This is a genomic window from Brevundimonas sp. P7753 (assembly GCF_013386595.1).
Taxonomy (GTDB): Bacteria; Pseudomonadota; Alphaproteobacteria; order Caulobacterales; family Caulobacteraceae; genus Brevundimonas; species Brevundimonas bullata.
Genome location: NZ_JACARP010000009.1, coordinates 14,701 through 38,367, shown reverse-complemented (window position 1 = coordinate 38,367; position 23,667 = coordinate 14,701). Strand labels below are relative to the sequence as shown.

At 62.5% G+C, this 23,667-nt stretch carries 22 protein-coding genes and 1 pseudogene; 17 read left to right on the top strand and 6 right to left on the bottom strand.

Annotation, left to right across the window (positions count from 1 at the left end):
* The coding region (locus HX774_RS02370; RefSeq protein ID WP_370523290.1) for a S8 family peptidase at positions 1-2,124 on the top strand (2,124 nt) is incomplete at its 5' end.
* 76 nt (positions 2,125-2,200) lie between these two features.
* Here HX774_RS02370 and HX774_RS02365 read toward each other — a convergent pair.
* Complete coding sequence (locus HX774_RS02365) at positions 2,201-3,373, bottom strand: acetyl-CoA C-acetyltransferase (RefSeq protein WP_178823900.1); 1,173 nt, start codon at positions 3,371-3,373, stop codon at positions 2,201-2,203.
* 148 nt (positions 3,374-3,521) lie between these two features.
* Between HX774_RS02365 and HX774_RS02360 the strand changes: the two genes are divergently transcribed.
* From HX774_RS02360 to HX774_RS02350, 3 genes are all read left to right on the top strand, one after another.
* The gene (locus HX774_RS02360; RefSeq protein WP_178823898.1) at positions 3,522-4,232 is read left to right on the top strand and encodes a hemolysin III family protein; all 711 of its coding nucleotides are present in this window, start codon (positions 3,522-3,524) and stop codon (positions 4,230-4,232) included.
* 72 nt (positions 4,233-4,304) lie between these two features.
* Positions 4,305-4,928 carry a polyhydroxyalkanoate synthesis repressor PhaR gene (gene phaR, locus HX774_RS02355; RefSeq protein ID WP_178823896.1) on the top strand — a complete coding sequence of 208 codons (624 nt, stop codon included), beginning with the start codon at positions 4,305-4,307 and terminating at the stop codon, positions 4,926-4,928.
* Positions 4,925-5,314, top strand: coding sequence for a hypothetical protein (locus HX774_RS02350; RefSeq protein ID WP_178823895.1), 390 nt, complete (start codon positions 4,925-4,927; stop codon positions 5,312-5,314). The genes phaR and HX774_RS02350 overlap by 4 nt, the downstream gene beginning before the upstream one ends.
* A gap of 173 nt (positions 5,315-5,487) precedes the next feature.
* Here the strand turns inward: HX774_RS02350 and HX774_RS02345 are convergent, their stop codons facing one another.
* Together HX774_RS02345 and HX774_RS02340 are read right to left on the bottom strand one after the other, a co-directional pair.
* The gene (locus tag HX774_RS02345; protein WP_114818046.1) at positions 5,488-5,913 is read right to left on the bottom strand and encodes a hypothetical protein; all 426 of its coding nucleotides are present in this window, start codon (positions 5,911-5,913) and stop codon (positions 5,488-5,490) included.
* A 79-nt stretch (positions 5,914-5,992) separates the two neighbouring features.
* Positions 5,993-6,730, bottom strand: a complete 738-nt coding sequence (locus tag HX774_RS02340; RefSeq protein ID WP_178823893.1) for a glycosyltransferase family 2 protein — start codon at positions 6,728-6,730, stop codon at positions 5,993-5,995.
* Between the two features lie 104 nt (positions 6,731-6,834).
* On the opposite strand from HX774_RS02340, the gene HX774_RS02335 reads away from it, so the two are divergent.
* The 8 genes from HX774_RS02335 (at position 6,835) to HX774_RS02300 (ending at position 15,615) form a co-directional block, all read left to right on the top strand.
* Positions 6,835-8,508, top strand: coding sequence for a glycosyltransferase family 39 protein (locus HX774_RS02335; RefSeq protein ID WP_178823891.1), 1,674 nt, complete (start codon positions 6,835-6,837; stop codon positions 8,506-8,508).
* The gene (locus HX774_RS02330; protein ID WP_178823889.1) at positions 8,508-9,458 is read left to right on the top strand and encodes a hydroxymethylglutaryl-CoA lyase; all 951 of its coding nucleotides are present in this window, start codon (positions 8,508-8,510) and stop codon (positions 9,456-9,458) included. The genes HX774_RS02335 and HX774_RS02330 overlap by 1 nt, the downstream gene beginning before the upstream one ends.
* Positions 9,459-9,553: 95 nt before the next feature.
* Positions 9,554-10,312, top strand: coding sequence for an FkbM family methyltransferase (locus HX774_RS02325; protein ID WP_178823887.1), 759 nt, complete (start codon positions 9,554-9,556; stop codon positions 10,310-10,312).
* Positions 10,313-10,415: 103 nt separating this feature from the next.
* A complete protein-coding gene (locus HX774_RS02320) occupies positions 10,416-11,195 on the top strand; it encodes an ABC transporter permease (RefSeq protein WP_178823885.1) in 780 nt (259 codons plus the stop codon).
* Positions 11,196-11,230: 35 nt separating this feature from the next.
* Positions 11,231-12,397, top strand: a complete 1,167-nt coding sequence (locus HX774_RS02315; RefSeq protein WP_178823883.1) for a chain-length determining protein — start codon at positions 11,231-11,233, stop codon at positions 12,395-12,397.
* Positions 12,397-13,077: an ABC transporter ATP-binding protein gene (locus HX774_RS02310; protein WP_178823881.1), complete on the top strand. Its 681-nt coding sequence runs from the start codon at positions 12,397-12,399 to the stop codon at positions 13,075-13,077. The genes HX774_RS02315 and HX774_RS02310 overlap by 1 nt, the downstream gene beginning before the upstream one ends.
* 14 nt (positions 13,078-13,091) lie before the next feature.
* On the top strand, positions 13,092-13,988 hold the full coding sequence (locus tag HX774_RS02305; protein WP_178823879.1) for a hypothetical protein: 897 nt from the start codon (positions 13,092-13,094) through the stop codon (positions 13,986-13,988).
* A 73-nt stretch (positions 13,989-14,061) separates the two neighbouring features.
* Positions 14,062-15,615 carry a hypothetical protein gene (locus HX774_RS02300; protein WP_178823877.1) on the top strand — a complete coding sequence of 518 codons (1,554 nt, stop codon included), beginning with the start codon at positions 14,062-14,064 and terminating at the stop codon, positions 15,613-15,615.
* Here the strand turns inward: HX774_RS02300 and HX774_RS02295 are convergent.
* Together HX774_RS02295 and gmd are read right to left on the bottom strand one after the other, a co-directional pair.
* Positions 15,612-16,574: a GDP-mannose 4,6-dehydratase gene (locus HX774_RS02295; protein ID WP_178823875.1), complete on the bottom strand. Its 963-nt coding sequence runs from the start codon at positions 16,572-16,574 to the stop codon at positions 15,612-15,614. The genes HX774_RS02300 and HX774_RS02295 overlap by 4 nt on opposite strands.
* Positions 16,575-16,576: 2 nt before the next feature.
* Positions 16,577-17,557 (bottom strand): GDP-mannose 4,6-dehydratase, encoded by a 981-nt coding sequence (gene gmd, locus HX774_RS02290; protein ID WP_218650223.1) that lies wholly within the window; start codon positions 17,555-17,557, stop codon positions 16,577-16,579.
* A gap of 159 nt (positions 17,558-17,716) precedes the next feature.
* On the opposite strand from gmd, the gene HX774_RS02285 reads away from it, so the two are divergent.
* The 4 genes and pseudogenes from HX774_RS02285 to HX774_RS19945 form a co-directional block, all read left to right on the top strand.
* A complete protein-coding gene (locus HX774_RS02285; protein WP_178823873.1) occupies positions 17,717-19,096 on the top strand; it encodes a glycosyltransferase family 1 protein in 1,380 nt (459 codons plus the stop codon).
* Entirely contained in the window at positions 19,093-20,322 is a 1,230-nt protein-coding gene (locus HX774_RS02280) for a glycosyltransferase (protein WP_178823871.1), read from the top strand. The genes HX774_RS02285 and HX774_RS02280 overlap by 4 nt, the downstream gene beginning before the upstream one ends.
* A complete protein-coding gene (locus tag HX774_RS02275; protein ID WP_178823869.1) occupies positions 20,319-21,071 on the top strand; it encodes a lipopolysaccharide assembly protein LapB in 753 nt (250 codons plus the stop codon). Before HX774_RS02280 ends, HX774_RS02275 begins: the two co-directional genes overlap by 4 nt.
* A 165-nt stretch (positions 21,072-21,236) precedes the next feature.
* Positions 21,237-21,468 (top strand): annotated as a pseudogene (locus tag HX774_RS19945) (IS3 family transposase); the annotation flags it as partial.
* Positions 21,469-21,552: 84 nt separating this feature from the next.
* On the opposite strand, the gene HX774_RS02270 reads toward HX774_RS19945, so the two are convergent.
* Entirely contained in the window at positions 21,553-22,857 is a 1,305-nt protein-coding gene (locus HX774_RS02270) for a glycosyltransferase family 1 protein (protein WP_178823866.1), read from the bottom strand.
* Between the two features lie 114 nt (positions 22,858-22,971).
* On the opposite strand from HX774_RS02270, the gene HX774_RS02265 reads away from it, so the two are divergent.
* A complete protein-coding gene (locus HX774_RS02265; protein WP_178823864.1) occupies positions 22,972-23,664 on the top strand; it encodes a methyltransferase domain-containing protein in 693 nt (230 codons plus the stop codon).
* The last annotated feature ends 3 nt before the right edge of the window (positions 23,665-23,667 follow it).

Genomic DNA, 23,667 nt, shown 5'->3' with positions numbered 1-23,667 from the left:
CCCTCCGCGACCTCGAACGAGTATCTGCGCAACTACGGGGCGGCCAATACGGGGGCCATCGCGGCCTGGCAGACCGGCGCCACGGGTCGCGGGATCACGGTCGGCGTGGTGGACAGCGGCATCAAGCTGAACCACCAGGACCTGGGGGCGAACATCTCGTCACTCTCGACCGACATCGTCGCGGGGCGCAATCAGCCTCAGGGCAGCGACACGCACGGCACGCGCGTCTCCAGCGTGATCGCCGCCCCGTTCAATGGGTTCGGCACGGTGGGCGTCGCCTTCAACGCCACCATCCTGTCGATCCGGGCCGACATCAGCGAATGTAGCGACCCCGATAACGCCGTCTGTTTCCGCGGCTCGGACCTGGCCAATGCGCTGGACTACGCCGTCGCCAACGGGGCCAAGGTAATCAACCTGTCGCTCGGCGGCGAAGGCCCGCTGGGCGGCGCGTTCGAGGCCGCCTTGCAGCGTGCGATCGACGCCGGCGTGGTCTTCGCCATCGCCTCAGGCAACGAGGCCGGGGCCAATCCGGAATGGCCGGGACGCTACGCCAGCGACCCTCGCTTTGCGGGCGGCATCATCGTCACGGGCGCCCACGATTCCGCCAATCAGATCGCCGACTTCTCCAACCGCGCGGGCGTGTCGCAGTCCTGGTTCCTGTCGGCGCCGGGCGTCAGCGTCGTCGTCGATTGCGAGGACACCAGTTGCTGGCGCGTCAACGGCACCTCCTTCGCCTCTCCCGCCGTGGCCGGCGCTCTGGCCCTTTTGCTAGAGGCCTTCCCCAATCTGACGGGCAGACAGGCCGTCGAAATCCTGCTCCGCACCGGGCGCGAAGCGGGCGACCTGGGCGCCGACGTCGTCTATGGCCGAGGCCTGCTGGACATCGCCAAGGCCTTCCAGCCGGTCGGCACGACCTCATCGCCGCAAGCCAAGGGCGCGGCGGTGAATGTCGCCATCGAACCGGGGGCCTATGTCGGCGGGCCGTTCGGCGACGCCCTGGGCCGCACCGACGCCCTGAGCACCATCGGCTATGACGCGTACGAACGCCTCTTCCGCATCGACATGGGCGCGGCCTACCGCATCGCCCCGCGCCGCAGCTATCAGCCGGAAAATCCGACGCCGATGCGTCAGTCGCAGGTGACGATGGACGGCCCCGGCGGGGCGAAGCTTTCGCTGGTCGCGGCCGTGCCGGTCGAGACGCCCGAGCCGATCCTGAACCGTTACACGCCCTTCGACGCCCCCTGGCTGGGCGACGAGATCCGGCAGGAAGCCCTGTTCGACGTCACCGCCGGACGGATGTCCTTCGCCGCCTGGCAGGGCAAGGGCGGGTCGCGCTCGCCCTTCCGCACCGGATCGGGCGACGGCTTCGCCGCCCTGGCCCAGGCCGACCACGCGTTGCGCGGGGCCATGGTTTTCGACGGCCTGGGCTTCGGCCCGCTGACGCTCAGCGCCGAGACCGGCGCCGGCGACCGCCGCGCCCCGCTGCGTTCGGTCGAGCAGGATGTCTCCTCCTACGCCCGCACGGCCCTGGACTGGCGCGGCGAGCATGGCGGGCTTTCGTTCAGCATGGGAGCGCTGGACGAGAAGATGGGACCGCTGGGCGCCTATATGCCGACGCGCTCGGACTTCGCCCTGCCGTCGCGCACGCGGTTCGCGGCCTTCGGCGGCGACCTGTCCCTGGGTCACGGCCTGGTGCTGAGCGGCGAGGCCGGCTTCGGCCGCACCGAGATCGAGGGCCGGTTCCTGAACCTGACCAGCGCCGCGATCAGCTCGACCTGGCGCATGGCGTTACAGTCCGACTGCCCATCCTGGGCGCAATCTCGGTATCTGGGGTGCAGCCGCCTGACCTGGGAGATCTCCCAGCCGCTGCGCATCGAAAGCGGGACCTTCAGCGCCTTCCTGGCCGACGTGCCGCTGGAGTATTTCGACCCCGTCACCTTCTCGGAGCGCCGCTTCTCGGCCAACCCCTCGGGCCGTCAGATCGACATCTCCGTTCGCAGCCTTCACCCCCTGCCCGGCGGTTCAATTCTGCAACTGGAGGCCGTGGCAAGCCGCGACGAACAGCATCGCGCGGGCGCGCCCACCGGCTACGCCCTGCTGGGCAGCTGGCGACGCGGCTTCTGACCCGGCGGTTCCAGACATGAGAAAGGCCGGCGGAGCGATCCGCCGGCCTTTTGCTTTTCAGCCTGTCAGCGAGGCGTCACCGCTCGACGCACAGGGCCACGCCCATGCCGCCGCCGATGCACAGGGTGGCCAGGCCCTTCTTGGCGCCCGAGCGCTTCATCTCGTGCAGCAGGGTGGTCAGGACGCGGGCGCCCGAGGCGCCGACCGGGTGGCCGATGGCGATGGCGCCGCCGTTGACGTTCACCTTGGCCGTATCCAGACCCAGTTCCTTGACCACGCACAGCGACTGGGCGGCGAAGGCTTCGTTGGACTCGATCAGGTCCAGGTCGGCGACGGTCCAGCCGGCCTTTTCCAGCGCCTTCTTCGAGGCCGGGATCGGGCCGGTGCCCATGAAGGCCGGATCGACGCCCGCCGTGGCCCAGGAGGCGATGCGGGCCAGCGGCTCGAGGCCGCGCGCCTTGGCTTCATCCGCCGACATCAGCACCAGAGCAGCGGCGCCGTCGTTGATGCCCGAGGCGTTGGCCGCCGTGACCGAGCCGTCCTTGACGAAGGCAGGCTTCAGCTTCGCCATCGCCTCGATGGTGGCGCCGTGGCGGATGTATTCGTCCTGATCCACGACCACGTCGCCCTTGCGGGTCGAGATCGTCACCGGGGCGATTTCATCGACGAACTTGCCGGCCTTCTGGGCGGCCTCGGCCTTGTTCTGCGAGGCGACGGCGAAGGCGTCCTGAGCGGCGCGGTCGATCGACCACTTGTTGGCGATGTTCTCGGCCGTCTGACCCATGTGATAGCCGTGGAAGGCGTCGATCAGGCCGTCCTGCAACATGCTGTCCTTGAAGCCCAGCTCGCCCATCTTCTGGCCGTTGCGCAGTTGGGCGGTGTGGGGCGACTGGCTCATGCTTTCCTGACCGCCGGCGACGACGATCTTCGCATCGCCCTGAGCAATCTGCTGATAGGCCAGGGCCACGGCGCGCAGGCCCGAGCCGCACAGCTGGTTCAGGCTCCAGGCCGGGGTCTCGTTGGGCAGGCCGGCGCCGATGGAAGCCTGACGCGCAGGGCCTTGGCCCGCGCCTGCCTGCAGCACCTGGCCCAGGATCACCTCGTCCACGTCGGCGGCGGCCACGCCGGCGCGTTCCAGCGCCGCCTTGATGGCGACCTCGCCCAACTTGGACGCGGGCAGGCTGGACAAGGCGCCGAGGAAGGAGCCGACCGGGGTGCGGGCGGCGGAAACGATCACTACGTCAGTCATGATATTCACTCCGGGGAGAAATCTGGGCGAGGTTGTGCCGCATTCCGCGCACGACGTCACCTCTCGCAGTTGCGAAGTGCAGCACTTCGTCATCATCCAGGCGCAATCTGTCGGGAACGATAGCCTCGACTGACGCTTTTCAGGAGTGATGCTGGTGCGGCTGAAATCCTTGGCGAGCCGGGTTTGTACGCCCGACGACCTCGACATGATCGAGCATTATCAGACGCGCGCCGAGCGTATGGCCGATCTGTGGGTCCATATCGTGGGCCTGGGCTTGGCGGCGGTCGGCGGGATCGTCCTGGCGGTGCTGGCCGGGCTCTACAGCGGCATCGGCGCCGTGGTGGCCACCGCGGTCTACGCCCTGTGCCTGATGGCCATGCTGACGGCCTCGACCATCTATAACCAGACCCACCCCTGCGCCGCCCGACCCGTGCTGCGGCGGCTGGATGAGGCCGCCATCTTCCTGATGATCGCCGGCAGCTACACCCCCTTCACGACCCAGAGGTTCGAGGGGGCCTGGTCCATCGGCTTCACCCTGGCTGTCTGGCTGATGGCGCTGACCGGCGTCGCGGTGAAGATGTTCGCGCCGCGCATCTCCGACGCCTTCTGGAGCGGGGTCTATGTCCTGTTCGGCTGGGTGGCGATCTTTGCGCTGAAGCCGATGATCGAGACGGTGCATCCCCTGGCGCTAGGCCTGCTGGTCGCAGGCGGCCTGATCTACACCTCCGGCGTCTTCGTCTTCATCAGCCAGAAGGTGAAATTCCGTCGCGCCATCTGGCACGGCTTCGTCGTCGCCGGGGCCGGCGTTCACTGGGCCGCCGTCCTGATCGGCGTGGTTCTGGCCCCCGGGGCAGCCTGACCTTGCGGCGCCCTCTGGTCTTCGCGTGCGCAAAGCGTGATAGTGCGGCGTTGCAACAACGCGAGAACAAGCGTGGCCGACAAGAAATCCGAGGGCGGAAAAACCCGTGACGGCGTCGTCGTCATCAAGAAGTATGCGAACCGGCGGCTCTATAACACCGCCACCAGCGCCTATGTGACGCTGGAAGACCTGGCGCAGATGGTGCGCGAGGGGGTCGAATTCGTCGTCTATGACGCCAAGACCAATGACGAGCTGACGCGTCAGATCCTGACCCAGATCATCTTCGAGGAAGAAAGCCGCGGCGAGGCCCTGCTGCCCGTCCAGTTCCTGCGACAGCTGATCGGCTTCTACGGCAATTCGATGCAGGCGGTCCTGCCGTCGTATCTCGAGATGTCGCTGGACAGCTTCAGCCGTCAGCAGGAGCAGCTTCGCACCCAGTTCACCCGCACCTTCGCCGGCACGCCCGGCGGCGGGCTGATGGAAGAAGCCGTGCGTCAGAACATGGCCATGTTCGAACGCGCCATGAAAATCTTCCCCGGCATGGCGGGCTATGGCCGCCCCGACGCCGAAGTTGAGAAGCCCTCCGAGCCCGAAACCAAGGCTGCGCCCGCCGGCGCCTCGGCGCTGGACGAAATGCGTCGTCAGATGGACGAGATGCGCGCCCAGATCGACCGCCTGGCCGGCGCCGGCAAATGACCGACAGCGTGCGCCCGGTCGGCCCGATCGAGGGCCATACGGTGCACGAGCGCCGCGAAGGCGACCGGCGCGGGCGCGACCGGCGGGCTGCGGAAGCGGAAGCGAAAGCGAAAGCGGAACAAGCCTCGCGGGGCCTGGTCCCGGCGGGCGAGCGGGTCGATCATGCCGCCTCCCCGGCAAAGCCTGCCGTGTCGCCCCCCAATCCTGTTGTGGCGCCGCCCGCCCTGTTCGCCGCCCAGGTGCTGGGCCAGAAGGGACAGAAGCGCGGCCTCAAGGGCGGCCCGCCCGTGCTGGACGCCGCCCGCTCCACCTATCTGGGCGCGGAATATTCAGGCAAGCACGACCGGCGCCCCCGCGTGGGCAAGGCGAGACAGACCGAGGTCTAGCCGGGCCCCAAGCCTGAGCTTGGCCCTGACCGGCTGATGGCATGGCGCTTGCGACGGCTCCGGCGTCTTCGACCGGAGTTTCGCCCATGGCCGTCCTCAACCTCGCCGCCCGCCTGTTCGACGTGACCGTGGTCGCCCTGGTCTTCGTCGCCTTCAGCTAGGCCTCAGACCGCTCAGCGCGGGTTCATGTCGAAGTCGCGCCGCGAGGCGATGATGGTGACGATGAAGCCCGCCAGCACGTCCAGCAGCACCATGGTCAGGATCAGGAAAAAGACCGATCCAGCAAACCCCGGCAGCAGCAGGAACTCGACCAGACAGACGACGAACAGCACCATCGACAGGGCGTGATTGACGATGGCGACCCTCTGGCTGGAGGTCGACTTCAACAGCTCCACGAACAGCAGGATCAGCGACAGGAACAGGATCAGGTCGCCGACGCTGATGCTCCATACCGCGCCCGAGGTCATCGGCACGCGGAACAGGACTTCGCTCAGCACCGACGCCGGACCCAGCACCGCGTCCGGCGCGCTTCCGCCCAGCAGGATCACCAGATTGTAGATCACCACCGGCACGACCAGCAGGGGTATGGCGATCAGCATGGGCGGTCCCTCCAGATCGCCCTGCTTACCCCGGTTTCCGGCGCGCGGCCATATGGCCCCCAAGACCAGAATGGCCGGGTCAGAACTCGCTGATCGCGCCCGGACGCCGCGAGCGCGACTTCAGCCACATCACGCCCAGCAGGTCCGAGAAGGAGGCCCGCAGCCGGCCCCAGTTGGTGTATTTCGACCGGCCGACTCCGCGGTGGCGGTGATCGACCTCGAGGTAGCGGTTCTCATAGCCCTCGCGGATCGTCAGCGCCGGCAGGTAGCGGTGGATGTGATCGAAGTAGGGCAGGCGCAGGAAGACGTCGCGGCGGAAGGCCTTGAGCCCGCAGCCGGTGTCGTCGGCGTCGTCGGACAGCAGCTTCCGGCGGATACGGTTGGCCCAGATCGAGGCCTGACGCTTGGCGTTCGAATCCTGACGCTTGGCGCGGACGCCGCCGACCAGGGCGACATTGGCGGGCGCCGCGATCAGGGCGTCGGCCAGACGCGGAGCGTCGGCGGGCGGGTTCTGGCCGTCGCCGTCCAGGGTGACGATGATGGGCGCGCGCGCCGCCAGGACCCCAGTGCGCACCGCGCGGCTCTGACCCGCATTGGTCGCATGCGACAGCACCCGCAAGGTCGGCAGCTCCGCCATCGCCGCCTGAAGCTCGGCCAGGGTGGAATCCCGGCTGGCGTCGTTGACGAAGATCATCTCATAGGACCGGCCGGCGAAGGCCTCGGCGATCTCCCGCGCCAGAGGCACGGCCGCGCCGGATTCGTCATGCACAGGCACGACGACGGAAATTTCAGGAGTCGAGGCAGAGCTATCGGTCATCGTCGCTCTGTAGCGCATCGCCGGGGGCGAGGAAAACGGGGGACGCGCGACCAATCCAAAGCTGAAGCTTCCGGGGGGCGGCGTCGGCGTGATACGACAGCGCCATGAACCGCCCGAACCTGGATCACCTCATCGCCGGCTGGCGCGGCCCCGTTCTGGCGGCCCTGCTGACCCTGCTCGCCGGCCTGCCCAGCCTGATGCTGCTGCCGCCGCTGGACCGCGACGAAAGCCGCTTCGCCCAGGCGACCGCGCAGATGCTGGAAAGCGGCGACTATGTCGACATCCGCTTTCAGGACGAACCCCGCTGGAAGAAGCCGGTCGGCATCTACTGGATGCAGGCGGTCGCCGTCGGCCTGACCTCGGATGTCGAGAACCGCAACATCCAGCCCTATCGCCTGCCGTCGCTGTTCGGCGCCATGCTGGCGGCCTGGGCCACAGCATGGGCCGGGGCGGCGCTGTTCGGCAATCGCGCGGGCTTTTTGGCGGGCGCCATGCTGGGCGCGACCTTCCTGTTGTCGTCCGAGGCGGGCATCGCCAAGACCGACGCCATGCTGTGCGGCCTGACGACCCTGTCGATGGCGGCCCTGGCGCGGATCTATATGGCCACGCGAGCCAATGAGAAGCCGGTGCGCTGGCACAAGCTGCTGTTCTGGCTGGGCATCGGCCTGTCGATTTTGATCAAGGGGCCGATCGGCATTCTGGTCGTGGCCCTGTCGATCATCGCTCTGTCGGTCTGGGATCGAAACATCAAGTGGCTGGGCAAGCTGGGGTGGGGCTGGGGCCTGCCCCTGGTCGCCCTGCTGGTCGGGCCCTGGGCCATCGCCATCACCATCGCCACCGACGGCGGCTTCTGGCGTGAAGCCATCGGCGGCGACCTCGCCCCCAAGCTGGCCGGCGCCCACGAAAGCCACGGCGGCTTCTTCGGCATGTACGTCCTGCTGTCGCCCCTGCTGTTGTTCCCCGTCACCCTGATGCTGCCCGCCGCCCTGTCGACGGGTTGGCATCGCCGCGCCGAGCCGGCCATCCGCTTCGCCCTCTGCTGGCTGATCCCGGCCTGGCTGATGTTCGAGATCGCCCCGACCAAGCTGTGGCACTATACCCTGCCCACCTTCGGCGCGATCGCCCTGCTGGCCGCGGCCGCCCTGACCCAGCCGATCGGCAAGGTCTCGCGCATTTCCGGCGCCCTGCTCGGCCTGTTCGCCGCTGTCGTCATCTGCGCCATCACCGTCTACGGCCTGACCGAGTTCGGGCGTTCGACGGCCCAGACCTGGGCCACCGTGACCATCGTCTTCGCCGTCATGGCGGCGGCGGTCGGCGGCTTCCTGCTGGTCAACCGGGCGGCGATCACCGGGGTTCTGGCCGCCATCCTGTGCGGCGTCATCGCCCACGCCGGCCTGGCTGGGACCATCCGCCAGCTGCGCCCCCTGTCCATCGCCCCGCGTCTGGTGAAGACGCTGGAATCGGCCGAGCTGAGCCCCGCCCAGGGCCGCTATCCGGGGCCGGTGGCCATCACCACCTTCCATGAGCCCAGCTTCGTCTTCCTGACCGGGCGCGACACCCAGCTGACCGATGGCCCCGGCGCGGCCCGCGCCCTGGCCGAGGGTCGCCCCGCCATCGTCGAGGCCCATGACGACGAAGAGTTCCGCCGCGCCCTGGCCGACCTCGGCGCTGCCGGGCGCGCCGTGGGCGTGGTCAGCGGCCACAACTACTCCTCGGGCGACGACGTACGCCTGACCGTCTATGCGCCAGCGGGCGCCGGCGAACGGAGCGCACGCTGATGGGTCGCTTCATCCAGATCGTCGAGGTCGGCCCACGCGACGGCCTGCAGAACGAAAAGGCGGTGCTGACGCCCGCCGTCCGCGCCGACTTCGTGCGCCGCCTGGAAGCCGCCGGCGCCCAGCGGATCGAGGCGGTCAGCTTCGTCCACCCCAAGTATGTGCCCCAGATGGCCGGCGCCGAAGAGGTGATGGCCGCCCTGCCCCCCGCACCGGGCCACAACCGCATCGGCCTGGTCCTGAACGGCAAGGGCTATGATCGCGCGCTCGGCACGGCGGTGGACGAGGTCAATGTCGCCATGTCCGCCACCGACGGTTTCGGCCTGAAGAACCAGGGATTGAACGTCGACCAGCAGGTGCAGATGCTGTCCGATATCATGGCGGGTCGTCGCAACGCAGAAGGCGCGCCCGGCGCGACGCCGAAGCTGACAGCCACCCTGTCCTGCGTCTGGGGCTGCCCCTTTGACGGCGAGGTTTCGGTCGAACAGGTCAGCGAGCTGGTCGCCCGCATCGCCGCGCTCGGCGTCGAAGAGATCGCCCTGGCCGACACCATCGGCGTCGGCGACCCGTGGAGCGTGACCAGGAAGGTGGAGGCCGCTCGCAAGGCCGCGCCCGATGCGACCCTACGCCTGCACTTCCACGACACCCGCAACACCGGCCTGGCCAACGCCTACGCCGGAGTCGAGGCCGGCGTAGACATCCTCGACGCCTCGGTCGGCGGCATCGGCGGCTGCCCCTTCGCCCCCGGCGCGACCGGCAATGTGGCCACCGAGGACCTGGTCTATATGCTGGAACGCGCCGGCTTCTCCACCGGCTACGACCTGAACGCCCTGATCAACACCGCCCGCTGGATCGGCGATCGGATCAACAAGCCCGGCCTCAGCGCCCTGAGCCGAGCGGGGGGATGGGGCCACGGCTTTAATTCAGTCGAGAATTCGGCGGCATTTCGTTAGGGGCAGGATGCGCATCGAACAGTGCATGGCTATCGCTACTTATCGGTTCGTGCCAAAACGGCGCCTGTCGAAATCAATCTTGGGGCCACGAACCAATGTTCGCCGCGAATTTAAAGCCGACCTCTCGGGAAATCGAGGTCATGGGGATAAAGCGGAAAATATTCGGTTACGAGTCTGACAGATACTTTGGCGAGATTGAAAATCACATTGCCAACAACACCGGTCTGATAACTGAGATTTGCTCCCTCAAGTCTCCCCACGTATTTCTAGATATCGGCGCCAATATTGGGGGAACCAGCCTTTTGGCTGCAGCTTCCGGCGCCAAGATCATTGCGGTGGAGGCATCACCTAGGAACGCTGAGCTTTTCAGGCACACGATGAAGGAAAACAACATCGAGGCCGAGCTGTTTCAATGCGCGGCCGGGTCAGGGCCTGGTGAGGTAAGGTTCAGTGAAACGGACTTTGCAGCAGGAAGTCATGTTGGAAAAGAAGGCGAAATAGCCGTTCAGGTGCGTTCGATCGATAGCATCGTTGAAGACTTGGACCTTCACTCGGTTGATCTCGTCAAGATTGATGTGGAAGGATATGAAGCAGAGGTGCTGCGCGGCGCCCAGAAAACCTTGGATCATTTCAAGCCCGTTGTCGTGATGGAGTTCAACGCCTACGCCATAGCCATGCACACAGACGAGAGTCCGAGAATTTTGGCAGACATGGTTCTCGATCTGGCTGGCGAGTTTGAAGTCGATGCTCGCGGAGGAATGAAGGTTCATAACCGCGAGACCCTAGAAAGCTTCATGTACCAACACATGATTCATGGATGCGTGAACGACTTGATATGGCGTCCCAAAAATTGACAAGCGCCCAACCAAGCCCCTAACCTTCGCTTCTACAGCATGGTTTTAGGGCGGAATTTTCATCAAGGCGCAGCCTTTCAACAGTAGCCGCAAGCCACAAGCCATGAATCCCATTCCAAGCGTGCAAAGCCACGGCCGCATCATCGGGGCCTTGATGATGCGCGAAATCATGACCCGCTACGGGCGAGAAGGATTGGGCTTTTTGTGGCTGGTTGGAGAACCGCTGATCTTCTGCGTCGGCGTACTAACCATGTGGCACTTCATCAAGCCACCCTATGAGCATGGCATCAAACTGGGCCCGTTCGTCATGACGGGATATATGTCTCTGCTGCTGCTTCGCCACCTGATCAGCACCACGATCGTTGCGTTGCAAGCCAATGCGGGCCTACTCTACCATGCCAAGATCAAGCCACTGCATATCTATGCTACGCGCGTGATTCTGGAGTTTGCAGGCGCCACCTGCGCCTTCGTCGTCGTTTACGCCTTGCTCTTGGCCCTCGGGCAAGTGAGCCTCCCTTCGGACTACCTTCTGCTCTATTCGGGCTGGCTCATCATGCTCGGCCTGGGCTCCGGCCTCGCCCTCACCTTTGGAGGCCTCGCTCTGCTTTCTGATCTTTTCGAGCGACTTGTCGGCTTCCTAAGCTATGCGCTCATTCCAGTCTCCGGCGCATTCGTGATGACATCCTTCCTGCCTTCTGCGGCACAGAAAATTTACCTTTGGATTCCGTTTCCTCATGGCGTTGAGATGATCAGGGCAGCTGTCTTTGGCCCGTTCGTCGAAACGCACTACGATCCCGCCTACGCACTTCTTTGGGTCCTGATCTTGAATCTTAGCGGCATCGTCCTGATAGCCGTTGCCAGCAAGCGCGTCGAAGTCGATTAAGCGGCTAGCTGCCGCACCAGCAACCGCGAAAAATTATGACCGAAAACCGTCTGAGCTACATGGGTCCTCTTGCTTCGGCTCACAATCGACCGAAGAAGACGCTTCGAACCATCGCCAAGAAGCTGCCTTGGGGGTTCATTATCGTCGTTGGGATTCCCACCCTTCTGGCTGCGATTTATTTCTTCCTGATCGCGTCGCCTCGATATGTTTCGGAAGCGCGTTTCATCGTCCGATCGCCCGCCCAACCTCAGATGTCGGCGCTAGGCGTCGCTCTCCAGGGCGCCGGCTTCACAACCCAGGCCTCGGACGCGTTCGCCATCCACGAGTACATAACTTCACGAGACGGCTTGGCCGAGCTGGATCGACGGATCGATGTGGCGGGCATGCTGGCCCCGCCCAACGCCGACATAGTCGCGCGCTATCCGAACCTTCTGGAACGTCGCAGCTTTGAAAGCATGTACAAGGCCTTTCCCCGATTCGTCACTGTCGGCTATGCCTCGCAAACTGGCATCAGCACGCTTCGCGTCGAGGCGTTCAAGCCGGAAGACGCACAAAAGATGGCCGACGCACTGCTGAGCGAAGGCGAAGCGCTGGTTAATCGCCTCAACGAGCGGGCGATGACGAACACCCTAGCCGACGCAGTGGCCCGGAGCAAAGAAGCCACAAGAGCCGCAGGCGAAACGCAAGCCGCCTTGGCTGCATTCCGGAATGACCGGCGCTTCCTCGACCCCACGCGTGAAGCCAATGCGATGTCCCAGGTCATTGTCGGCCTGATGGCGAACCTTGCGGAAGCAGAAGTCCAACGCGACCAATTGCGAAATGAAGCCCCGCAAAGCCCTATGCTGCCCTCATTGGATCGGCGCATCGTGACCATAGAGCGTCAAATCGCTGAGGAGCGCAGCAAGATCGCGGGAGGCACCTCCTCGCTCGCTCCGCAGGTAGGCCGATACGAAACGCTTGTGCTGCAGAATGAACTCGCGGCTAAGGAAGTGGCGGCGGCATCGGCCAATCTCACCTCGGCCCGCCAAGACGCCCAACGTCAGCAGCTCTACCTGCTCCGCATCGCCGCTCCCAATCTGCCCGATGTGGCCTCCGAGCCGCGCCGCCTTCGATCGATTCTCACGGTCCTGATGACCTGCCTGCTGATCTACGGCGTGGGCTGGCTGGTCTGGGCCGGCGTCCGAGAACACAGGCAGGATTGATGCAGGATTTCGCGAACGACGCAGGCCTCAGCGTCACTTCTCTCACGAAGACCTATGGAAAGCCGGGCGTTGGTCGCCCGGTTTTCTCGAATCTCAACTTCGAAGTGAGCAAGTCTGGACGCTTGGCTCTCCTTGGACGAAACGGCCAAGGCAAATCGACACTCATCAAGATCCTGGGCGGCGTCCTGCCGCCGACATCCGGCGTCGTAAAGTGGGCTGTCAAGCCTTCCTGGCCGATCGGCTTCGGCGGCGGCTTTCAGGGCAGTTTGTCGGGATTGGACAATATTCGCTTCATTTCCAGGCTGTATGCGCGCGACTATCGTGACACGCTAGAGCGAGTGGACGGCTTCGCTGAACTGGGCAGCAAGCTAAAAATGCCGGTCAAACACTATTCATCGGGTATGCGGGCGCGTCTCGCGTTCGGCCTTTCGCTGGCGATTGAGTTTGACTGCTACCTCATCGACGAACTCGTGTCGGTGGGTGATGCACGGTTCCAGGATCGTTGCAACGCTGAACTTTTCCAGCACCGAGCCGACCGGGCGTTCATTATGGCCTCGCACGACATGGGGCTGATCAAAACTCACTGCAGCCGAGCGCTCGTAATCGACGGAGGCCATGCTCGAATTTTCGATGACATCGAGGAAGCGGTGGATGTGTATATGTGGCTGCGCGCGCACTAGCGGACCTCCCACGAATGACTTCATCTTCCATCCTCCAGTCCAATGAAGCGCCTGCTCACCAGCGCTCTGGCCTGATCCTCTTCGCGCCGTCGCCGGAAGCGGCGGAATGGCGCTATTTGATTGAGCGCCAGGCTCACTTGGACGGTGTTCCGACATTCGCCGCTGGTGCAGAAAACGTCGCGCATCCATGCCCCTTCGCAGTCTATCTGTCAGATGATTTGAACGACTTGGGTTCAGCGTCCTACGACGAAGTCACAGTCATCCTCACCCAGGCTGATGCGCTCGGATATTGGACTGGCGTCGATCGCGTGCAGGCGTCCCTCGCTCTTTCGGCCCTTCCTGCGGCCAAGCATGGGGTAGAATACATTACGCCGTCCAAGCTGACCGGCGCTCGTCGCATCGATATCCTATCCTTCCTGTCGATCGATCTGACCGACGGTGCTCCGACGGCGGTGGACGCCCAACGCGATCAGGCGCTCTCGATCTACCGGGAGGGGCCTCCTCAACCGGGCTCAGTCTCCCTCTGGGTCCCCGGCGCATTCATCATTGACCCCAACCACCAAACGTCTCCATCTGGCGACGTTTGCATCGACTTAGCCGGTCGCGCCCGCTGTCTGGTGCATGGCCCTTATGTCACCCTACCGGCGGGTCAATGGAAAGCAACCGTGCGGTTCACCGTAGATGCGCCCGCCAGTCTTCATCGGTTCAGGTTCGAATGGGGAGGTCAGACTGACTTCACATCCTTTGAGGCAAGTCCAGGAAAACCTGGGCATTTCCGAGCTGAACTGAACCACGCCATCTCGCAATCAGGCCTCTCAGAATTCCGCCTGATCCTGCCGGAAAGTTCGCTGGCGGGAGGCCTGACATTCGCCGGCGTCGACATCGAGCTATGCGGCGACACCACAGGCTAGCGGTACGGCTGGCTCCTCCCAGGACCATCTGATATCGAACCCGCTCGACCGTAGCCCCCCCGAGGAGTATCGAATGACGGACGGCATCCTGCGGCGGCTGGCGCGTCGTTTCGCCCTCCCATCTTCTGGGGTCTGCAGAAGGGAACCCACGTTCGAACAGGTACAGCGTCCTCGGAAAGTCTTACTGGGCGGAGACCCATTCCGCGTGGCGATGGACGGCTCGTGGGAGCAGCACCTCAATGTCGAGATGATGCGCGTCATCGCGACCGGCCTTTTCGGCGATTTGGATGCACAGGTCGCTACGCCGGAGAATATCGGCATCACGCCCTCCTCCAGCGCTGACAGCGTCGCTCGGTGGGCGAGGCAAAGGACGAGTCCGCTGACCGCGGAAGTCGAAGAATCCTTCGCATCTCTGCTCGATGGCGCCTTCTATCTAGGCTTTGAAACACCAGACAACCTCTGGCGTCTTATTGGCGAGCGGGGTGCCCCCGCGCTCGATCTTCGTCTTCACCCCTGCCGTTTTGGGCCGGATTACTACCTTCTCGCCCGTAGCCATGGCGTGCCGCTCAATAAGCTCATCGACCAAGATATAATGCAACGGGAGTTGGCTATCGCCGCCGCAGCCCTGCGATTTGACGCTGTTTGCGTCGGAATGCCACACAGCCAGGGGGTTGACGGCATCATCGCCCTTCAGATGCCGAAGGACAGCGCGCTACTGGACACCCAAGGATTCGCCAGCCTTGACGACCACTTGGATGAATTGCGCCAGTTTGCCGAATCACACCCGGTCGTTTGGATCAAACCACATCCTCATTCGTCGGCTGGCGAAGCTGATCGATTGGCGGTTCTTCAGCTGAAGAACGGGCGCTTCACTGATCGAAGTACTTACAACCTGCTTGCGTCAGGCCAGATCGGGAGACTCATGGCACTGTCCAGCTCAGTTCTTCATGAAGCCGTCCTGCTGGGTGCTGAGGCCGTCGCCCTCAGGCCGGACCTGTCACACGGCTTTCCTGTCCGAGAAGAGTTCGTCGCGGCCCGGCTGGATGATCTGTACGGGCCGGTCGCCTCGTGGTTGCGAGACGGTCAAGTAAAGGCCGCCTCTGCACCGCACACGCGCTCGTTGAAGGCGCTCTTGAAGCTTCACTGGGGCGTGGTCGATATTTGGCCGCCATCGGCCAGGCCACCGGTGGTCCCCGACGAATCTTGTCCGGTCACGAACGAGTCGTTGGCGCTGGCGAGATCTTACGGATGGCATGAAGCTGAAGCTGGGGGCGTTTGGTCCGACGAACTGGCGGCGTTGGATTTCATCTGGCCCGCCGATCAGGACGGCCCCATCACGCTCGAGATGACAGCGGCCGTCTATACCGGGAGCCCAGGTACCACGGACGAAGTGGAGGTCTGGAGCGGGGGCAGCCGCCTCGCCACAGTTACCCTGCCGACGAACTCTGGAAATCCTGCCACCGTGCGTTTCGATGCGCCAAAGCCGGAAAATGGCGAGGTGTTGCAGCTGGTCTTCTATCGACGCTTTCCCCGCCGTCCCTCCGATATGGAAGGGCTCCCCGATTTCCGTCAGCTCGGCATGATGCTGTTCGCGATCGGACGGTCGACGACACCGGCAACCGCCTAGGCTTCGCCTACAGCGCGCCTCTGGTCGTCTAGAATACTAGCCAGGAGGACGTCCCAATGCCCTGACGGGCTCCACTCTGTCGCAGCCCGTAGCTTTTCGCTGGAAAGACGGGTCACCGGGACGTCGCTTGGCCGCAATCGTGCCGGATCGACCTTCACCTGGCACTGCACAGAGGACAGCGCCAGAAGGTCGTCCAGGACGCTCCTAATGCTTCTGACTGCGCCAGCCGATACGTTGAAGGTCTCCTGCGAGCCCGGCGCGGCCGGCAGGAACAGGCCACGAACATAGGCGTCGATTACGTCGACGACGCTCAAAAAGTCGCGCTGTGCGTCCAAGTTTCCAACGCTTATGACCGGATCGCACACGCCATATTCGATTTCGGCGATCTGTCGGGCGAAGGCTGAAACGACGAACCGCGTGTCTTGCCCGGGGCCAATGTGGTTCAGGGGGCGCATGATTATCAAGCTGGCGGAGGAAGGAAGCCGATCGGCCAGCAGGAACTCCGAGGCCAGCTTCGAGCGAGCATAGGGGTTCGCGGGAGACACAGGACTACTTTCGTCCAGCTCAACGCCAGACGCAAACGCCCGTCCATAGACTTCAGCCGAACTCGTGAAGAGTACGCGCGCCGCCGGCGCATGGCATGCAATCGCATCGGCAAGATGCAACGCCCCTAGCGCCGCCACATCCATGACGCCTCGCCTGTCCTGCAGCGAGGCGGCGACGGACGAAATCGCTGCAAGGTGGACGACATGGGTCGGCAAAAAACGCGCCGTCGCGGCCTCAAGCTCGTCGGTCGTCACATCAACATCGGCGCTCTCAACCTTGTCACTACCCGTTTCACCAGCTCCCCCCAGAGCCAGTATGCGAGCAACGCGGAGGTCGGCGGAAAGCGCCTTCACCAGGCGCATTCCGACAAACCCGCCCGCGCCCGTGACGAGCACCCTGGCGTCGCGATCCATCCTCAGAGCTTGCGGTGCAGGCGAGCGAGATCCGCCTCAACCATTTCACCAATCAGTGCCTCAAAGCTGATCTCAGGTCGCCATCCCAGCTGTCGTTTCGCCTTCGCGGGGTCGCCCAACAGCACATCCACCTCTGCCGGTCGCAGATACTTGGGATTGATCGAGAGATAGTCGTCAGGATTCAGTCCGAGTTGGCCGAAGGCGACGTCGATCATGTGCCGGACGGTATGGGTTTCGCCGGTGGCCACCACGTAGTCGTCCGGCTGGTCTTGCTGCAGCATCAACCACATCGCACGAACGTAGTCCTTGGCGTGCCCCCAATCGCGCTTCGCATCAAGATTGCCCATCTCGAGCTTATCGGCGAGGCCCAGCTTGATGGCCGCAGCCGTTCGAGTGACCTTCCGGGTGACGAACTCAAGCCCTCGAAGCGGGGACTCATGATTGAACAGAATGCCCGACGAGGCGTGCATTCCGAAACTTTCCCTGTAGTTGACCGTGATCCAGTGGCCGTAGAGCTTCGCCACGGCGTAGGGACTGCGAGGGTAAAACGGCGTCGTCTCGCTCTGCATGGGCTCCTGGATAAGGCCATACATCTCAGACGATGAGGCCTGATAGAAGCGAGCAGAGGGCGTCTCGAGACGAACAGCCTCGAGCAGGTTCAGGACGCCGACTCCCGTCACATTGGCCGTGACGATCGGTTGATCCCAACTCGCCTTTACGAAGGATTGAGCGCCCAGATTGTAGATTTCATCAGGCTTGGTCTCACGCAGTATCCGAATGAGCGAACTCAAATCTGTGAGATTGCCGTCCACGATCTGGACGTCCGAATGAATGCCCAGCCAACGCAGCCGGTGATCATCGACCTCAGAGTGGCTCGACCGACGGGCGACGCCGAAAACAGTGTAGCCCTTTTCGAGAAGCAGGTGGGCAAGGTAAGCACCATCCTGTCCAGTGATTCCCGTTATCAACGCTCTTCTGGCCAACCACGCCTCCATATCATTAGACAGGCCGTAGCATCGGCCGATGACCCGAGTAAAGCGGCGGGGTGGGCGGCATTGCCACAGTTCGAACGACCCACTATCACCGGCGCTTAGACCCACGCTCACGCGAATGCCCAACTGGGGCAGGCCTGCGGGATGACAATGAAGCTATATTTCGATCTCACGACCACCCTTTGCTGGGGCGGCCCGCCGGTCGGCATCACCCGGGTTGAGCGGGAGATCGCCAAGCGAGCGCTTGGGCGCAGCGACGCCAAACTGTCCTACTGCTTCTATCAAGCCACCAGCGGCGCCTTCTACGAGATGGCGCCGTGGCTGGCCGAGGCGGTGCTGTCGGGCGCCTGTCATCTGAACCGCGACGACCTGCTTTCAGCCGATTTCTCGCAACGGACCGACCAGGCGGGGCTCAGCGAGATCATTCGGCAGACCGCCATGCGCAGCCACCCCGACGCCCGTGCGCTCGTGCGCGCGCGCGCCAATATCGCAGACCTATCCCTGGCCGACATCCTTCAGGTCCGCGACAACCTGTCCGTCATACCCGTGCACTGGGCAACAGAACGAAGACTAACGCCCACTTCCGAACTGATAGCGCGGAAGGTGAAACTTACCAGCGACACGTGGGTCGTAAACGGCGGCCTAGATTGGGAACACAAAGACCTTAGAAGCATACGAATATTAAAGAAATCGCGACCGTTCAAATACGTCTCAATCATCTACGACATCATCCCCTTATTATACCCACACTTTGTCGTACCGTCATACGTTGATATACTGAAGAAATACTTCGGCGAGTTGCTGTGGACGGCGGACTATGCGCTTTGCATTTCCGACACGACGAAAAACGATGTTCAGGCGCATATGAACGAGTGGCGTATGCCGGAACTGGAGATGGATTCGTGGCCGCTAGGCTGCGACATCCACTCGGGGTCGGACGCTGGCCCTCTGGCGCACCCGCGGTTCGCGACATCGAAATACCTCCTTTACGTCTCGACTATCGAGCCGCGCAAAAGCCATCGCACCATTGTCGATGCCTTCGATCACCTTATCCGCAGCGGCCAATTGGACGATGACGCGCTCTGCGTGTTCGTTGGACGAACCGGCTGGAACATCGACAACCTCCTGCAGGAAATCCGCACCAACCCGCTCCTGAAGGATAGGATAGTTATCCTGTCAGATGTGTCCGACGAAGAACTTTTGGCCCTATACCAAGGCGCGCGCTTCGTTGTTTTTCCCTCGAGATACGAGGGATACGGCCTGTCGCTCGTCGAGGCCATGGGGCTGGGCAAGGCCTGCATCAGCAGCAATACAGGCTCTCTTCGCGAAGTGGGCGGAGACGCGCCCCTCTACATTCCACCACACGACATCAAGGCCTGGGGTGAGGCGATCCGCGACTTTATGAACGACGACGAACTTCTCCGCGAGTACGAGGAAAGGTCAACAAGTCGATATCAGCCGATTACCTGGGATCGCTCCGCAGATCTATTCTATGAGAAGTTGAACGCGACAATGGCCAAGCACAAATGAATATTCTCTCGCTTGGTACCTATCCGATCGCGACCCCGATTCACGGCGGACAGCGCCGCGTCTCAAACCTCGGCCGATATTACAAAGCCAACAATACGTCGTTTCGATACGCCTCAGTCTACATGCCCGGCACCTATGGCGGCTCAGCCGTCACAGCGGACGACATTCCGTATGCGTCGCCCGGCGGCATGTTTTCCGACATTCCCTTCATTGACGACCTCGGCTCCGGCGTGTTCGCCGCCCAGAATGAGGCCCCGCTCAATCACTTTCGGAAGATCGTCGAAGACTTCGAGCCGGATGTAATTCAACTCGATCAACCGTTCATGTGGCCGCTTGTCGATAAATTGCAGCAACTTGGCGACCTGAGCAGCGTTACACTGGTCTATTCCTCACATAACCATGAGGCGCCGCTGAAGCGTTCGATCCTTGAAGCCGCCGGCGTGACAAGCGACAAGGTGAAACGGGCCACCTCACTGATCGAAGCCGTCGAACGGGATGCGGTCGATGCCGCAGACCTGATTGTCGCCGTTTCGCAAACTGAGGCCGACTATTACCGGGCCCTCGGATGTGGCGCGCCTGTGCTAACGATCCGCAACGGCACCGACCGCCCTGGCCGCAGCAGACGCCCATACGAGGGCGGGGAACTGCCTCCGGGCGAGTACCTCGTTTTCGTCGGGAGCGCCTACCCCCCCAATGTCACAGGCTTCACCAACTTCGTGCTTAGCGAGTCTCTTTACGGACTGCCGCCGACGAAACAGCTCGCCGTCTGCGGCGGCGCTGCTGACGGGATTTTCGGCTCTCAAGAATACCTTCCCCATGCCTCGTCATACGGCGACAGAGTTCACTTCTTCTCCCGCCCGTCGGACCCGGAACTCCACTGGATTCAGGAGCGATCAAAGGGGACGATCCTGCCGATCTCTTCGGGAGGCGGAAGTAACCTGAAGACCGCCGAAGCACTGTGCGGTGGCAAGTGGGTAATTGCCACCCCGGTGGCCCTTCGTTCCTTTGAAGATTTCGAGAAAGAGAAGGGCGTTTTGGTCGCCCGCACCCCGAAGCAGTTTCGTGACGCCATGCTGGATGTCCTCCACGGGCCGCAACTTGAGCTGACGAAGAAGCAGCTCGAAAAACGGCACACCCTCTATTGGGACAATCTTCTCGAAAGAAGCGGCCTGATCGCAGCGATCAAAAAGGCTGCGTCCCCCATGACTGGGAAGGTGAAAGCGTGATTAATCCCATCACGGCAGTGCGGCGTCGGGCCATCCGCGCCCTTCGACAGAAAGCTCGCGCTGCGCAGGCACGCCATGATTGGCAAGTCGCCCTGCGCTATTGGCAGGCGATCTTAAAGCTAGATCCGACCAACGCCAACGCCGGGCTTCAGTCCGCCAATATGCTCAACGAGCTAGCCGAGTATGATCGCGCCAAGGACTTTTTCAAGCAGGTCGGCGCATCCGCCTCGCATCGCATCCATGGTGAGGTTGGTTTGGCGGGCGTTGCTGTGCGTCTAGGTGATTGGGGGGCGGCCCGCGAGCATTGGAACGCTACCCTGTCGCTCATGGCCGCCGAGGAGACGAAGGGCATGTCGCGGAAGCCATGGCCGATCTCGCCGGCCGAGGCCCTGCTTCACTTAGCGATCAGTTGCTACAGTCTTGGCGACCTGCCTGCAGCCGAGCGCAATCTCTTCGCGGCCTTTGCGATCGAACCCACAATCAGACGATCACGCGAAGCTTGGCTCATTCGCGCCCGACTTCTAGCCCGCCATGACCTGAGAGCCTCATACCGCCTACTTACCCAGGCCCATCGCCTTTATCCTGACGACTATTCGATTTCCTATGAGGCCATCAAGGCGGCGGCCGGCTGTGGTGATCGCTCAGGCGCCAGTCGCCTCGCGGAGACGCTCAAGACGCGCTTCCCAGATGACAGGAATGCGCGCGTATTCCTGTCTTCGCTCGGCTTGGCTGACGTAAACGCCGCCTAGGGTCCAGGCTCCTTTTGCCCAATAGCTGGCGATTGCAGCGACCAGGACGCCTGACAGAAAATTGGCGGCGCTGACGTGCCCGCGAGAATGTCCTCCTTGCAGAGCTAGAGCCCGCCCCTTGAAAGGACGGACAGAACGAAACGAGCGAGATTCACGGAAGAGAAGATCATCGGGATCCTGAGGGAGAACGAGGCCGGCGCCAAAGCTGGCGAGCTGGCGAGCTGGCGAGCTGGCGCACTACCATGTCGGAGGATCTACGCCTGGAAGCCAATTTCGGCAGGACGAGCGTTTCGGGCGCCTAGCTCCCTCTGCCTAAGAAGATGCAAACGGAAAGCTGAAGCGCCTGCTGGCCCAGGCCATGCTCGACAAGACGGCGCTGCACGATCAGCTCTCAAAAGTGGTAAGGTCCAACTGAAATGCGACAGGCAGCGCCCACAAAAGATCAGCTTAACTGGTTCCCACACACTTTGGGGCTGAACACCTAGACCTTCAGGACGCCCAATCTCTCATACATGCCTCGCACGCGATTGGCATGCGCTTCGGGCGTGAACAGGGTCGCACGCGCACGGCCACGGGCGACCAGATCAGCGACAAGATCATCGTCGAAGGCCAAGGCTTGAATGCCTTTAGTGATCGCAGGCACATCGTAAGGATCGACCATAAGGGCCGACTCGCCAGCCACCTCAGGCAAAGATCCTGCGGTCGACGTCAGCACCGCTGTCTCCAGAAGCATGGACTCGAGCACGGGCAAACCAAATCCCTCATAAAGTGACGGAAAGAGCGTGGCTCGCGCGCCGCGGATCAGACTTACGAGCAGCCGGTAAGGCATGTATTCGTAGCGACGAATACGCTTGCCTGCGGGAGTACCGTCACGCTGCACCTGATCGAGCAGAGCCACCTCGCCCTCTTCCAGCCAAGCGCGCCCCCCCACTATGACAAGCGGTCGATCAACGCCGGAAGCAAGGAAGGCCTCAACAATTCGGCCAACGTTCTTCTTGGGTTCAATCGCCCCAAAATAGAGGAAATAATCTTTCCACCCGAGATCAAATACCCCCTCAATCTCGAGAGCAACCTCAGACGCTGACCGTTCAACGATTTCTTTTGGAATGGTTACTGATTGATAGGTAGTCGTTATCCGATCCGGGCTCACCCCCAGAAGCTCTACCACATCTCGCTTCGTAGTTTCGGACACGACAGCAATGTGATCCGCGCGCTTTGATATTTCATCGCAAAGCAACTTATACTTCTGCTTATCCTCCATGGTTGAATGTGGAAGACGCAAAGGGATCAGATCGTGTATCGTATATACATTGATCTTCTTGGGAGCGTAAAGAGGCAGGGTCGCCGTCCACTGAACGGCGTCGGGAACCTGATCGGCCTCACCAACAAACGACACAGGCGTCACCCTGCCATAAGCCTGGAAACAGCGATGGGCATAGTGGAACAGGTCACCGGCGGCCCAAAAACAACCCGCCTCCGGCCGCCCTCCGCCTCGCGACGACCAAATCACTTTGTCGCTAGGGATAATCGGGAAGGCTGTGCGGCCCTGCTGAGACAGCAACGTTCGCTTGAACCGATCGAATTTTCTCACCTTCGCCAGCGGACGCTCAGCATCAGCAAGAGTTACTTCGGAAATCTTGCGGCTATCATTTCCTGGCGGCCCGTAAAGCACCTGACCGTCAATGCCGCAATCACTGAAGGCGGAAAGCAGATTCCGACTATAGGTCGCGATGCCTGACCCCTTGGCCATAGCCAGATTAAAGCCGTCGATGCAGACTGAAGACACGCGCAATCCCGTGGCGATTATAGAAACATGGCAGCACGACGTTGACATGGTGCTCCCCCTGCCACCATGGCATCTAATCCAACGCCATCCCACTCATTTCGGTCTAGCCATTCGATGATTGATCACGACCTCAGCTTTTTCTCGGGCGAACGACAAGTCGCGCAATCTTACAAGGATATCCGAGCCGATCACCGCTTCCGCTATGAATGGGCTGACGCCATCATTCCCGCGCGGGGTCACGGCCTGGATGCGTTCTGCGGCAATGGCTATGGCGCCGAGCTCCTGTCTCGTACGCGGAGCGTTTTAGGCTTGGACGGCTCGAAAGAAGCCATCACCTTCGCCAATGAACATTTCAAAACACCTCGCACACTATACGCCCACGCCTACTGGCCCTTCGAACTGCCGCACGAAGCCTACGACTTCGTGGTCTCCCTAGAGTCGGTCGAACATGTCGCGGACGGCGTCGCTTTTTTTTACGCTCTCGTTAAAAGCATCAAGCCAGGCGGATACTTGATCTTTTCCACACCAAATGAAGATCTACTACCACACGTCTCCACTGGAAATCACTTCCATTTCAGGCACTACACGCTGGCCGAAACCCTGCAGCTCGCCCGAAACGCCAAGTTGGAAGTCATCGCTTGGGCTGGCCAAGATTGCTACCAGATCGATAACGATCGCCAAGGCCCGTTGCTTGCTGAGAGCCAATTCGAACTAAAGCTGGAGATCCCCGGCCAGTTCACGATCGTCGCCTGTCGCAAACCTAAAGCGCGCCAACCTCTACTATCGTGGCCGTTCCGCTGGTCATGACCC